Annotated in this window: 11 protein-coding genes; 4 read left to right on the top strand and 7 right to left on the bottom strand. The window is 43.2% G+C overall.

Annotation, left to right across the window (positions count from 1 at the left end):
- Positions 1–12: 12 nt before the first annotated feature.
- The 3 genes from ACXAGR_RS12135 to ACXAGR_RS12145 all read right to left on the bottom strand — a co-directional run bounded on the left by ACXAGR_RS12135 (position 13) and on the right by ACXAGR_RS12145 (position 4,796).
- Positions 13–1,617 carry a GGDEF domain-containing protein gene (locus tag ACXAGR_RS12135; RefSeq protein ID WP_474850571.1) on the bottom strand — a complete coding sequence of 535 codons (1,605 nt, stop codon included), beginning with the start codon at positions 1,615–1,617 and terminating at the stop codon, positions 13–15.
- A gap of 190 nt (positions 1,618–1,807) precedes the next feature.
- Complete coding sequence (locus tag ACXAGR_RS12140) at positions 1,808–2,500, bottom strand: glucosaminidase domain-containing protein (RefSeq protein ID WP_474850573.1); 693 nt, start codon at positions 2,498–2,500, stop codon at positions 1,808–1,810.
- Positions 2,501–2,561: 61 nt separating this feature from the next.
- Complete coding sequence (locus tag ACXAGR_RS12145; RefSeq protein WP_474850575.1) at positions 2,562–4,796, bottom strand: preprotein translocase subunit SecA; 2,235 nt, start codon at positions 4,794–4,796, stop codon at positions 2,562–2,564.
- 95 nt (positions 4,797–4,891) lie between these two features.
- Between ACXAGR_RS12145 and ACXAGR_RS12150 the strand changes: the two genes are divergently transcribed.
- On the top strand, positions 4,892–5,230 hold the full coding sequence (locus tag ACXAGR_RS12150) for a hypothetical protein (protein ID WP_474850577.1): 339 nt from the start codon (positions 4,892–4,894) through the stop codon (positions 5,228–5,230).
- Between the two features lie 79 nt (positions 5,231–5,309).
- Positions 5,310–6,770: an adenylate/guanylate cyclase domain-containing protein gene (locus ACXAGR_RS12155; RefSeq protein WP_474850579.1), complete on the top strand. Its 1,461-nt coding sequence runs from the start codon at positions 5,310–5,312 to the stop codon at positions 6,768–6,770.
- 37 nt (positions 6,771–6,807) lie between these two features.
- Here ACXAGR_RS12155 and ACXAGR_RS12160 read toward each other — a convergent pair whose 3' ends face one another.
- Positions 6,808–8,094: a hypothetical protein gene (locus tag ACXAGR_RS12160; protein WP_474850581.1), complete on the bottom strand. Its 1,287-nt coding sequence runs from the start codon at positions 8,092–8,094 to the stop codon at positions 6,808–6,810.
- A 167-nt stretch (positions 8,095–8,261) separates the two neighbouring features.
- On the opposite strand from ACXAGR_RS12160, the gene ACXAGR_RS12165 reads away from it, so the two are divergent.
- Complete coding sequence (locus ACXAGR_RS12165) at positions 8,262–9,044, top strand: ADP-ribosylglycohydrolase family protein (protein WP_474850583.1); 783 nt, start codon at positions 8,262–8,264, stop codon at positions 9,042–9,044.
- Here the strand turns inward: ACXAGR_RS12165 and ACXAGR_RS12170 are convergent.
- Together ACXAGR_RS12170 and ACXAGR_RS12175 are read right to left on the bottom strand one after the other, a co-directional pair.
- A complete protein-coding gene (locus ACXAGR_RS12170) occupies positions 9,030–9,611 on the bottom strand; it encodes a hypothetical protein (protein WP_474850585.1) in 582 nt (193 codons plus the stop codon). The genes ACXAGR_RS12165 and ACXAGR_RS12170 overlap by 15 nt on opposite strands.
- Positions 9,612–9,669: 58 nt before the next feature.
- A complete protein-coding gene (locus tag ACXAGR_RS12175) occupies positions 9,670–10,305 on the bottom strand; it encodes a hypothetical protein (protein WP_474850587.1) in 636 nt (211 codons plus the stop codon).
- 89 nt (positions 10,306–10,394) lie between these two features.
- Here ACXAGR_RS12175 and ACXAGR_RS12180 point away from each other — a divergent pair, with 89 nt between their 5' ends.
- Positions 10,395–11,999, top strand: coding sequence for a hypothetical protein (locus tag ACXAGR_RS12180; protein ID WP_474850589.1), 1,605 nt, complete (start codon positions 10,395–10,397; stop codon positions 11,997–11,999).
- Positions 12,000–12,078: 79 nt separating this feature from the next.
- Here ACXAGR_RS12180 and ACXAGR_RS12185 read toward each other — a convergent pair whose 3' ends face one another.
- Complete coding sequence (locus ACXAGR_RS12185; RefSeq protein WP_474850591.1) at positions 12,079–12,855, bottom strand: tetratricopeptide repeat protein; 777 nt, start codon at positions 12,853–12,855, stop codon at positions 12,079–12,081.
- Positions 12,856–12,859 lie beyond the last annotated feature (4 nt).

Raw genomic sequence — 12,859 nt, forward strand, 5'->3', positions numbered from 1 at the left:
ATATAAATACCTCTAATTTATAGTAGCTTCTACTAGTGATTTACCGTCCACGTATGTTACGCGGTTGCGTCCCTTTTCCTTTGAGTAATAAAGGGCTTTATCGGCAGCATTAAATACAGGGACAATCTCTGCTCGCTTGTCGGTAAACTCGCTCACTCCGAACGATGCAGTTATTCTGATTGTTTCCGTGTCGGAACCTCGCTTTTTAAAGTTTCTTTTTTCAATCTGCTTCCGCAGCTTATGCGCTAATGTGACTGCACTGCTTGTGTCTGTGTCATTGCAGATCACTACAAACTCTTCCCCGCCGTAACGGCAAACTCTGTCTGTTTCTCTTATATTTTCTTCTATTATGCTCGCGACGCGCTTCAGCACTTGGTCGCCGATATTATGCCCGTGTGTATCGTTGATATTTTTAAAATGGTCAACATCAACAACTACCAAGCTCAACTTTTGCTTTCCAAGCTTCCACATTTGATGGGATTTTTGTATTTCTCGCATATAGCCTTTCCGGTTCGGTATCTTACATAATTCATCGGTATAGGCATCTTCTTGTACGGTATCTAATTTACGCTTAACAATTTTCAGCTGCTCCGTTGCGGCTTTCGCATCACGGCTGAGCGCTCCAATTCTATTTTTGTTTGAGAGGTTAAGCTTTTTTTGCTTATTAACATAGCTCTCCATTGTGCCTGTTATAGTGGCAATGCTTTCAGAAATGAGCGCCTGCATATCCTCCATGCTCTCGGAATTGCAAGCTTGTCGTTGCAGCATCATCAGCTTGCGCTCAACTTCGCTGGCAACATCTTCGGCGTCTTTGTCTGCCTCATCGCCTGCGGTATCCATATCTTTAACGTGACTGTAAATGCTGATTATCTTCGCCTGAACCTCAACCATAGCCTGTTGGGCCAGCATCCTCTCTTTTTGAATAAGATTGGAAATATAGCGATTAAGCTCTTGTAATTTATCAAGGGCGAAGAAAAACTTGTCAGGCCTGTCTCTTGCGGTATCCGAGTTCTCTTTAATGGCTTTTAACTTCAGATCATCAGGATAAGCAGCGCATAACTTAGAGGATAATGTTGATATTTCGCGTGTCAGTCTGCGACTTGCGGTTTGAATATCTGCCGCTATGATATCAGCCTCATTTTGCTTTATGTGCCGATGATTGTCGTCTACAATCTTAACTGCTTTTTCCCGAGACATTTCTATCTCTTCGGCCATCATATTTAGTGTGTTTGCGAACTTCTCCATCAGCTCTTCGTTGCTAATGTTATCGCTTCTAAATGATGAGAGAAGATTGCCAAGTAGGTCTACCTGAACAGTAGACAGGTTTTTCTTGAGGCAGCTGCCTATCGCCTGTGCAGTTTCTATTTTTGCGCTACGGTACTGCTCAAGCTGTTCCATTTGCAGATAGTTACGTTGCTTTTTAAACCGTTCCATTAATGTGGACAGGGAAAACGTATATTCGTCCGTGTCGAGCAGTGCAATCATTGAGTGTAGGAGTTCATCGAGATCGCTGGAGTCGCCCTTGTTGCATTCAATAATGGTGCGAAGAGAGTTTTTTAGCTCTATCACAGATCTATTGAGTTGTTGCATTTGCACGGGCGTTTGCATTGGATTCATTCCTACCTACGGTATGTCTTAAATTAGTAAGTTTGTTGTTGGTTAGAGTTATTTAGTCAAACTAATAATAGCATTCGAGCGCAGCGCGGTAAAGAAAATCCCCTTATTTCTGCTCTCTACGCCTTTAGTATAAAGGTGTAGAGAGTTTTACTGAAAGCCTTGCACGCGCTTTTTTAAATTACATTGGAGCTTACTCATCAAGATAGTACAGCTTCTCTGTGTGAATCAAGCGTCTGATGTCACTGGCAAAATTTGTCTTATCCGATACTGCTGAAATGCTTTCGGCTAAAGGCATTGCTGTGATGTATTCTCCTTTTTTGCGTAGTTCGCTTCGTTTATCTCTGAAAGGCCTATATTTATCCGCAGTATTTAATTCGAGTGCGAATGCGAAGGTCGCTTCCTCAAGATCTCTAAAAACCCTTAATTCTGAAGATTGCGGTTGTTTATCAGCCTTTTGGTCGGCAACACCGCATTCACTGCTGTAGCAGCGCAATCCGAAAGGATTGTTTGTTCTTTTAAATAGATTTTCGTTGCCCCAGTTTGAGTTGACCGCTGCTATAGAGATGAATAAAGAGTTTGGTATTACATCCGTCAATTCCAGCATGGTTTCTATTTCACTGGGAGCAACGCCTAATTTTGAACTTAAGTTATTAACAAAAAGCGTCTGGTTGCCGTCAAGCATACGTCCTGACTCCAGTTTTGCCTTTGCCTTCTCAAGCTTTTCCCTTCTGATTTCGATATAGCGATTAATCTTGGTTGCCGCTGTATCTAATTTCATAATCATCTGCTGCTTTTTGGAGGTTTCTTCCGCAAAGGAGGATGTGCTACCTATAACGGTAGATAACATGGTTATAGCCATTAGGGCTGATTTCAGCAGCTTCATGATTTAATACTCCGTAAATTTATAATTACTTATCTTAAATAGCTTACTACGTAATGTCCATTCAATTGTTATTTCCGATTTCTGGTGACATCGCATTGCTTACGGCCTCCAGAGCATTAACGTACTCACCGTGGATTAGTCGGATAATCTCCAGTTCAGGCCTTTTGTTTGCAAGTGATGTCCAAACTACGTTTTTAAGGTGATCATTTACAGCAACATAGAAACTATACCTTGCGTCATCAAAGTGCTGAAGTAATTCGGCTTTCGACACTGTGGTATCTGGGCTAATGTCGAAAAACTCTCTCACTAAGGCTGGGTAATTTTTCTCATTTGCCAGCAGTAGCTCTCTTCGGATGTCGTTAAGTGCATTTTGTGCATTTTCTATGACTCTGGCGTGCTGCGCGTGAGCTTTCTTCGCTTTGAGGATTTCACCTCTGGTATTTTTCTGTGCGCGATCCAGTGCTTTAGTGATGACAGAGTGAGACAGCATATCTTTCTCCCCGACATTCATCATTGAGCATACACGGCCAAGGGTTTTGGCCTCGCTGGTGAGTATATTATCTTCCAGCGAGTTGACGAATATTGATTCTCCGATGTCACCTTGTCGGCCAGCACGTCCGCGTAGCTGGTCATCCAACTTTTTCATGGATTGTCGTCCGAACCCGATGACCAGCAATCCACCAGCATTCTTTGCTTTTTTCTCATAATCAAGCTGCTCGATAACAGCCTCATTTGGAGCATCATCGTTTGGGTAAAAGTGCGCTAGATTTCCACCCAGAACAATGTCTGTTCCTCGGCCAGTCATTGCTGTTGTTACTGTGACGGAATGTGGAACGCCTGCCAGTGCAATAGCGCTTGCCTCTTCTGCATGTGTTAGCGAGGTAATCAGCCTGTTCTTCACGTTGGATGCTAATAGAGCCTTGGAGACACGCTCAGCTTCGTTATCGCTGGTAGCACAAAAAAGGACAGGCTGTCCTTTTTTGTAAGCCTCCACTGTGCGCTCAAGCGCAAACCGTGTTTTTTCTCTCATCGTGGTAAAGAACACATCAGCGTGGTCAATTCGGGCGCATGGCTTGCGGGTTGGAATTGCAAAAACCTGCTTCCCATAGCTGCTCATGAGTTCATCAGCCTCTTGTGTAAGCGTACCTGACATTCCTGCAAATCCACCTTTGGCGACGTTCTCTCCAAATTTTTTAATGAGGCTATCCGTCAGGATGCTATCGGTAGAGATCTTTTCTTCTGTAAAAGGAAGGTTGTGTTTTGCCTCAAGTATCTGCTGTAGGCCTCCAGAGAACGATACGCCTCGCAAGCCTCTACCGGTGGCATCCATTACAACAATTTTGTTGTCAACGATACTGTAGTGCCGTCCTTCAATATATGTTTTTATAACAGTCCCTGCATTTTCGGCGAGTCTTATTGTGGGAAGGTTTTCGATATTATACACAGAGCTGTCATTTTTCAGGATGTTGTGTTTCCTTAAAAACCCTTCAAGTGCTTCGTAGCCTTTATCTGTAAGCTCAACCTTGCTGTCCTTTTTCAGGTAGTGGGCGTCTTCACCGTCCTCATCACTGTCGGCTAGCGATGCCTGTATTGCAAAGTCCTTGATGGCAATAATTTCTTTCTCATCAATATCGATATTGCTTGAGATCACATATGGCTGTGAGGCATTATCTACAAGAATGTCATCTGCCTCATCCACGAGAAGAAAATCTCTGATTGGCAACATTAAGTCGTCCTTGGTCGATGCGGCGTTGTCTCTCAGGTAATCATAGGCACTTTCGCGAATTGTCGTATAGACAACATCCTTTTGGTAAGCAGCCTGTCTTTCTGCTTTTGTGCTGCTTCCGGAGACGTAACCAGCACTGACCCCTAGCAAAGCATAGAAGCCTTTCAGTGTGTTGTAGTCACGCATAGAAAGATAGTCGTTGGCAGTAACTACTGTGACTTTGAAGCCTTGTTTTTTGGCGATCAATGATGCTGCCAGTGCGAAAGCGAGTGTTTTTCCTTCCCCAGTCTTCATTTCAAGCATCGCCCCTTTTTCCAGTAGCTCTGCTGAAAGTTTTTGTTCGGCGAAAAAAACCTCTGCCAGTCCAGCTTTCTTCAGCGCTTCTTCAGCAACAAGGAATGCCTCGTTGTTCGATAGTTTTGATGCTTTTTCAAATGCCTCTGCAATCTCTTCATCAGCCAACCCAAGGGGAGTCAATGGCTTACGATTGAACTTATTTAGTTTTCGGTTGATTTGAAACGAAGAAAGCTTCTTCTGGATTGAAGAAGGAAGAAAGTTTGGTAAATACATAGAATAAATGCCTCGTAAATTGTGGCGTCATATTAATTGATTAACTAAATTAAGTAAAGCATAATGGCGGGCACAACTTACGGAGTACTATTTAAATGTTAAGGGCAGCATTAACATACTTGACGGGCATAATTATTTCTTTGCTATTTTTGCTTTTGTACCAACTTTTTGAGTTGGGTAGGATTGGCTCTTCGAGTTGGGTTTCTGTTGCGCCGGTGATGTTGTTGGTCGTTACAACTATCGTTGCAGCAGCAGATCGCATGATTTTGTCCCAGCTGCTTGGTGAGGGGGGAGTGCCTTCTTACGTGGTAAATTTTTTCTTGTTTCTCGGCATCTGGACTGTTGTTTTGTGCGTATGTGAGTTTTCGGGAATAGGAAATAGTTTGTTGTTGGCAATTAAATATTTGTCCTATTTTATTACATCAATTGTTTAATATTGCGATGTAGCTCTGATACTGCTCTTCTGTAAGCTCAACAAGGTGCTTGCTGCCCTCACTGTTCACACGCCTTACCATGGCGGTGACCATTGCCAGTTCAAAGGGTTTTGCGTACTCAGGTAATGCTTTTCGATTTGTTTTGTTATACGCAGATGTGGCGTCCTTAATATGGATGGTTCGCGTAAAAATTTTATTAGAGTTTTTCATTATGGTAATCAAGAAAAATATAGTTGATGAATTAAAAAGCTTCTACTTTCAGAATGTCATAGCCTGCGCCTTCATTGCAATAAGTATTTTCAGTTCTATTGTGCTTGGAGTACTCCCCGATAAGGCTATCTGGCTTGTCGCTGCTGCCACGCTGGTGCCATTTCTCTACGAGATGTTAAGTATAAGATTGCGTGAAGTGTCTCGGCAAAGTTATTTTCTAACGGGGTCTGTTATCTATGGCATTCTATATAGTATTTATCTTTACGTAGTGAGCTATGATCCTACATTGGGTGCAATGGTGCTGGTGATGTATACCTACACCCTGATTTCATACTCTGGGGTGAAGGTCTGGTTGGCTTTGTTTCCTTCTATGTGCGCTATCAGCTTCCTCATTGGAGTGGTGTTTCCTCATTCCTTTGTTTTTGAACCGAACAAGGAGATAGTGATACCCGCCATTGTCGCATGTTGTTGCTTTATTGTCGTTTCAGCGGCCTATAGAGCAGAATCCAGAGAGTTGTTGCTTAAGTCAAAAAAGGAACTTACTAAGGAGTTCGAAAAGAATCGTATTTTACTTAAAAACATATCTCGATACATATCTCCAAACCTTGTTGAAATGCTTGCAACTGAGGAAAATCCTATCGAGGTTCATCAAAGAAAAGAGGTAGTGGTGTTCTTCTCTGATCTCTGTAGCTTTACTTCGATGTCTGAAGAGATGTCTCCGGAGGATATGTCATATATTCTTAACGAGTATTTGGCGGAGATGAGTGCGATTGCGCATAGGCATGGCGCGACGATTGATAAGTTTATTGGCGATGCCATAATGATTTTCTTTGGCGCACCAAGTTCACTTGGGCCGAAGGAGGATGCGATACGCTGTTTAAGAATGGCTGAAGAAATGCGCCGAAAAATGTCAGTCCTTAATGAGTCATGGCGCTCTAAGGGGATTACCCATAGCTTCAGGGTTCGCATGGGTATTAATCAAGGATGGGCTACTGTAGGCAATTTTGGAGCTGAAAATCAGGTTAACTATACTGTGATCGGCACCGCCGTTAATATCGCGGCGAGATTGGAGCAGAGTTGTCAGCCTAACGGTATTCTGGTCTCAAAAAATATTGTAGAGCGGGTTTCAGATGTCTTTGATTTTACATCTGTAGGAAAGCTGGAGCTTAAGGGTATTGATTATCCTGTTGAGGCTTACACGCTTGAGTCAAGCTCAGAGCCTGAGAGCAAGCCTGTCAGGTTGATTATAGAAGCTAGTCATGCCGAAAAGACAGATGTTTTACTGAAGCTGCGCAGGGCTGGTATTTCTGCCAAAGAGATAAAGTTATAATCGCAAATGAGGCAGTTTCCTGCCTCATCTCTTCTTGCTATTGATTACCTGCCTGTTGGTAATCGTTTGAATTACTCTTGTCGCGGGGTAAGTAGTCGAGCTGGTACTTATGTGACAAATCTGGTGTCACCTGAAGCACGTTCCCGAAGACGCCAGAAAACGCATGTGCAGTTGAGGTTATTTCATTGCCTTTGCTGCTACCCTTTCTTATCTTGGCAACACGAACGCCTAACCAAGATGCTAGATAAGCATTTTTGTGTTCGTAAATTACATTCGGGTCGAAGTGGAATCGCTTATCAATAAATAACTTCATCTCTTTTGATGCTGGCAATAACGTCTCCCCTTTCGATGTTGGGAAAAACTTGCCTTTCCACATCGAGTGTCCGTGCTTAGAGCAGTTGATACGCTGAGCCGGAATCAGATCGATTGAATATTTCGGGTTATTGATAAAGTTCCTCAGGTACTTCATCTTGTACTTCATGAATCCTTGCCAGTTTTCGTCTGGTGTTGCGAACCGCCCCTGACTGTAGTTGTATCCGGTCTCATACTTACTGCAATGTTTAGTCAGTATAACATTCCCTTCTCTTACCCTGATAAGAACAATGCCGTATCGGGAATCAGTACACAGTGGCCCAGTTAGCTGCTCCAGAATGTATCGCAGGTGATTGCCATCTTGTGGCACAAAATCTTCGATGATTTGTCGGTGCTTGAGGATAACAGAGGCAAAAATCATATCCCTTTGGCTATTAATTTCTTCGAATTTACGTTGAAGAATACTGGATTTGTCCAGAGGGTTGATGGTCTGGTTCCCATTTATTTCATTCCATTCCTTTATCTTATTCTGAATAGAAGGGAATGAGCGTGGATCAACTGGGTCTCTGGCGTATTTAAATCCTACCTCCATGTACCCAAGCCCTATTGCTGGCGTCGGTTCATTGCTGTCGGAGCGAAGTACGGATGCCCACTTGCACCGGTATGCCTGAACTTCAATGTTTTGGCCATTGTGTTGGATGTTCTTCATCTTCCCCTTTTCCACCTGCTCGCATAGCAGTATGCCATTAGGGTTGTGTTTAGAGTTATCCTCTGAGCAGAAGCAAGGATTCTTCGCATAACGCAGGTCAGTGTCGCCAAATACTTCAATGGAGGGGAAGGTGGCTGAAGGATCAGATTTAGACCTCTGAACATCTTTTTCATTAGGATGTATGTACATCGCCACCAGCGCACCGGAAAGATCCCGAGCAACAATGTATGCCTTCAGATAATTATCATCCTCAATGTACTGTACAGGGAAAATGACCATCCCTGTGTATTCAATCTTGCTCATGCTAAATTCCACTTAAAAATAATGCATAAATTATAACACCAAATTGTCAAATGTCAATTTTTGATGCTTTTTAATACAATGAGAAACCTGCCACCAAACTGGACAATTTTAAAATTTTACGTTACTATCCTACCAAATTAGTTTTACAACACTTTTTGGAATCAAAAATGCTAGGTGCTTTTATTGGTGATTTCGTAGGATCTTGCTACGAACATGTCGATCTGAAAGGCTTTAACTTGCCGCTAACCTCAAATATGAGTTTCTTCACTGATGACAGTATCATGAGCGCCGCCACGCTTATGACAAAGTTAAACTCATCTCACCCAGAAGAGACACTTCGAGAATGGTGTGAGCCAAGAATTGAATTAGGGTTTAGCGAAACGCTTAAAGCGTTTGTTGATGGTGAAGATATTAGCTACTACGAGTCTGATGGTAATGGTGCAGCAATTCGGGTATCTCCATTGGCGTATTTCCATAATGATTTGAAATCGATCATGGATGCTGCAAAAGAGAATGCATTAATGACACACACCGGCAATGAGGCTGTAAAGGGCGCTCAGGCGATAGCTGCGTGCGTGTTCCTTGCGCGAAAGGGTCACTCGGCAGACGAAATTAAACAGGCGATCACCTCTGCATTTCAATATGATTTAAATCTTTCAGCAGAGGATTTGCATAAGGAACATGAATTTACAACGCAAGCCAGCGTAACCGTGCCTATTGCAATATTTATTGCTCTAAAAAGCCGCTCCATGGAGCATTGCTTGCGACTGGGTTTGCATATAGGCGGAGATGTTGATTCAATCTTGTCGATGGCGGCAGCAATCAAATACGCAGGCAATCCAAAAGATGTTCCAGAGGGCTTAGTGGAGGCGATGTTCGCCAAAGCCAAGCTGTCAGACACGGAGTTGGCGAACGTATTAGAGAAGGCGAGAGAGTTAGGTAATTCTTAACGAAATGTCATCTGTAAAATAATCGTTTTCGAAGCTTCCATCGAGTGATTGATTCGATATATTTACAAGACATATCTCCAGCTCATCCTTTCTCATTAAGGGAGTCCATTCTTGCGCTATGCGGAGCTTTGCGCCTACAGGCTGACAAATGGACTCATCAAGCACTGCGATGTCTGGCGCTGGCTCGCCATTAACCATGTATCCGCCGTGTATGATAACTGAATCATATCCATCTGCTTTTAATGCATCATAAAATGCACTCCTGTCTTCAGGCCAGTCATAGTGACTTCCCTTGTAGTCAATACCATCTATAGGCGTTGAGTCCATTTCAAAGGCTTTTTTAGGCTCGAATTCTGACTCAACAACGGTCATTAATTGCGTTGAAATGTCTTCAAATTTTTCATTAGCGAAGAATAGGCTTACCAGCTCGTTGGTGGAGTGGTATACCGCTGCGGATTTCGCATTTTCGTGCGAAGAGCTGAGGTTGTCGTAGCGCATGCAACGCGCAATTTCATCAGGATCATCCCACATCGGTATAGGCGTCACAGTGCCATGTTTAACTCTCATGCTCATACATACCTCAAAACAATAAAATACCGGTTTTAATTATACCACCTATTAATACTTATGGTGAATAGTTAAGTGAAGGGACTAGTTCTCTTTTCAAGATGTGCTGGTGGACGAATTCAAAGTGACGCTCTCTTTTTAAATTAAATACAGGAATATTGTATGCCTTTGCTATCCGCAAGGCTTGTCCTGTTCCACCCGAGGAGGCTAAGGCTCCATCCAAACTTCCGTCAGGCGTCCAGCAGAGGACGTAGTTAACGGGATTGTTGAGTTCCAGATCAAGTACCTGATTTCCGTTTCTCCCCATTAGTTGCTTGAGCCATTCAGGCCATTTCCTAAACTCCTGTTCGCGTTTGGCTGGGTCTTTCCACCTGTAATATTCCTTAGCTAACTGGAGTGCTGCGTCTTTATTGGGTAGTGTGTTGAAATCGACAATCCCTCTTTGTGGGTTCGGCCTCAGGCCTCTGAAGTTTGGTTTTGGGATAATAATTAATTGTCTCTCTTTTGCTGCAATGCCTGCATCTCTGCAATAGGCTTCGCAGCCTTCTTGAAATGGCCTGTCGGCATTCTCAGCCCCTCCGCTATGAAGTAGCCTTCCTGCTTTTGCTAATGCGTACCCGAGATCAAACATTACCTCCTGTATAGGCTCTGGTGTTCGCCGTGAGCCAATTCCAGCATATCGTATTTGTGTCATACTTACCTCCCCAAAGAATATACACAACCTATTTTATCACATTTATCTATTTGCTATAATGAGTGTGTAAAATTTAAATAAGGTCTCGTATGTTTAGTCAGTTTAAGCAAAAGAAGTATCCTATCGTATTTGTAGATGGTGTGAGCGATACGGATATTGAACGCGGTATTCAGAATGTTACTTGGGACGAATTTAAAGAACAGATGTCCCAATTCATCCGGACTGAGAAAAAAGATGTTCAGATGTTCTTGCCAGTGCAGTTTAAGCCGAAAGCCGAGTGGGTAGAGGGTGACTCCAATTTAATGGATGGTAATAAGAAGAAGTCATTCCGGAACTCAAACAACATCACGCATGTATCGATGGCTGTCATTGACTTGGATGCTGATGGTGCTGTTCAACAGGCTAGAAAGAAGTTTAAGGACTTTGAGTACCTGATCTATTCAACCTTCTCTTATAGTCCTGAGACTCCATATAAATTTCGGATGATTCTGCCTTTCGAAAACCCTGTTCCTGTTGAGCAGTGGGAGAGAACCTTTGTTCACTTGATGGCAGGCATCGAAGGGGATTACGCATGTAAAAACACCTCGCGGGGTTATTACTCACCCTCTGTTAATACGGCGGTGATGGAAAGAGGTAAGTTTGCCCATCAAGCAGGTCGGACAATCTCTGTAGATGCAGCTATGGAGCTTGGCGAGCAGTTTATGGACACGCGGGCGTCAGATGCGCTCAAGAAGATAGAGGCCAAGGGGAATGTCACTGTTGCGACTAAATTGCATCCTAGTGGTGAAGCGAAGGAGTCGGGTTACTCGGGTGACTCCCTGAGTTATGAAGCGTTCCTGAGACGGCATAAGGCAAAAGTTGAAAACAATTTTGATGGAGGCAAAGGGAATCGCCATAATTTTGCTATGGAAGTCCTTAACTCTGAGATTGGTATCTTCAAGGAAAAGGTGAGGCTCGATCTGATGATTGAGTTTATCTATAAGGCCACTTTGGAGAATTCTTCAAAGCCGCTGTCGACAGGGAACACGGGTTCTGAGCTAAATGAGATGATTAGCTCTGCTATGAACCTGATGATAGATCAGAAATACATGACTGATCCTGCCTTCACTGAAAGGGCTACTGAGTTAATGAAAAAGGGGATCGAGTCTTCTCTTAAGGCAGAGAAGACTGGTAAGTGGTCTTTTAAAAGTTATAACTTTGAGCCTGAAGCATTAGGTAACTCGCTAGGGAGCTTTAAATCCCGCTATTTTAGGGAAATTGATGCTTATGTGAAGGAGAGTCAGGACATTGTGGTGCAGGGTAATGCTTCTGCTGGTGATGTCAGAAAGGCAATGCTTACAGCTTTCAATGAGAAGATCGTAACGCCCGTCGTTTATCGTGAGATGGTTGGAAATACGAGATTCGATATTCAGTCAATGGGTATGTTTTTCTTGAATCAGCTAGAAGAGCATAACTTAGGCCCGAATCCTCAAAGCAACTACCTTGGATTGTGCAATAGTCTTTCGGGTTATATCGCCAAGAGTGGGAATGCTGCAATTCAGGCGCTCAATGGAGATCAGGAGGCGATTTACGAGCAACTTGCTGAGGTAACAGCAATTCTGCCTTTGCTTCAATTGAAACAGCAGGAGAATAAGCAGGCCTATCGTCGAAGATTCAGTAGAAGAAGTGACTCGGAAGGATACAATCCTAAATAACGGAATATTAAAAAACCGCTTTATAATTATATAAGGCGGCTTTTCTTTTTAATTATAAAAACATTGATCCTGCTTGGTGCTATTCCATTGTAAGTAGTAGCTGTCCCGCTTCTTTAGACCCCTTGGCATGCGCTAATTCAAGCAGTCGCTTTGCCTTTTCCAGATCTCTTGATACTTTCCACCCGTCTTTGTAGAGCTTCGCCAGTTCGACAAGGGCATCAATGCTCCCTTCCATTGCTTGTTTTTGAACTTTATCGAAGTCGATTCGATCTGCACTATAGAGCTTCTCTACCCCACTGAAGAATGTGCGGCTTGGGGTATGCCCCTTTAACGATGCTGAGCGGATATGCATCATACCCAAATCACGGTCTTCACTGATATGTTCACCGGAAATGTAGAGTACACCCGCCAGATACTCAGCCTCAGTAACGCCGTGTAATGCAGCAAATGAGACAAGTTCAGCGCCTTCTTTTTTCATTTTGTCGCTATAATGAAATTCATTTTCCAGATCAAGGTAGTGTTTGCCGAGAATAAATGCGCTGTATCCATCTGTGTTTCTTGCCGCTTTTAAGATTTCAACGCCTCGCTTTATGTCGCGCTGAAAAACATGCCCTTCCAGATAGAGGTATCCAAGGATCATGCTGGCCTTATCATCACCTGCCTTCTGGAGATCTTTTACACGATTCATCCCCCCGAGCTTCTGGATTTCGGCGTTAATAAAGTTGGATGCAATATTGGTATTCTGATTCAGAGTGATCAAGTCAAAATAGTAAGGCTCAACATCATCCGCCATTACGCTGGTGGAAACAAGACCGGTGAAAAGAAGGGTTGCAGCAAAAAGTGTTCTAAGTTTCATGAAA

It is taken from the genome of Alteromonas sp. ABH4_457 (assembly GCF_056160625.1).

Coding starts and splice junctions, on each gene's coding strand:
- ACXAGR_RS12135 (WP_474850571.1), bottom strand. CDS start 1,617: ATGAATCCAATGCAAACGCCCGTGCAAATGCAACAACTCAATAGATCT.
- ACXAGR_RS12140 (WP_474850573.1), bottom strand. CDS start 2,500: ATGAAGCTGCTGAAATCAGCCCTAATGGCTATAACCATGTTATCTACC.
- ACXAGR_RS12145 (WP_474850575.1), bottom strand. CDS start 4,796: ATGTATTTACCAAACTTTCTTCCTTCTTCAATCCAGAAGAAGCTTTCT.
- ACXAGR_RS12150 (WP_474850577.1), top strand. CDS start 4,892: ATGTTAAGGGCAGCATTAACATACTTGACGGGCATAATTATTTCTTTG.
- ACXAGR_RS12155 (WP_474850579.1), top strand. CDS start 5,310: ATGGCGGTGACCATTGCCAGTTCAAAGGGTTTTGCGTACTCAGGTAAT.
- ACXAGR_RS12160 (WP_474850581.1), bottom strand. CDS start 8,094: ATGAGCAAGATTGAATACACAGGGATGGTCATTTTCCCTGTACAGTAC.
- ACXAGR_RS12165 (WP_474850583.1), top strand. CDS start 8,262: ATGCTAGGTGCTTTTATTGGTGATTTCGTAGGATCTTGCTACGAACAT.
- ACXAGR_RS12170 (WP_474850585.1), bottom strand. CDS start 9,611: ATGAGAGTTAAACATGGCACTGTGACGCCTATACCGATGTGGGATGAT.
- ACXAGR_RS12175 (WP_474850587.1), bottom strand. CDS start 10,305: ATGACACAAATACGATATGCTGGAATTGGCTCACGGCGAACACCAGAG.
- ACXAGR_RS12180 (WP_474850589.1), top strand. CDS start 10,395: ATGTTTAGTCAGTTTAAGCAAAAGAAGTATCCTATCGTATTTGTAGAT.
- ACXAGR_RS12185 (WP_474850591.1), bottom strand. CDS start 12,855: ATGAAACTTAGAACACTTTTTGCTGCAACCCTTCTTTTCACCGGTCTT.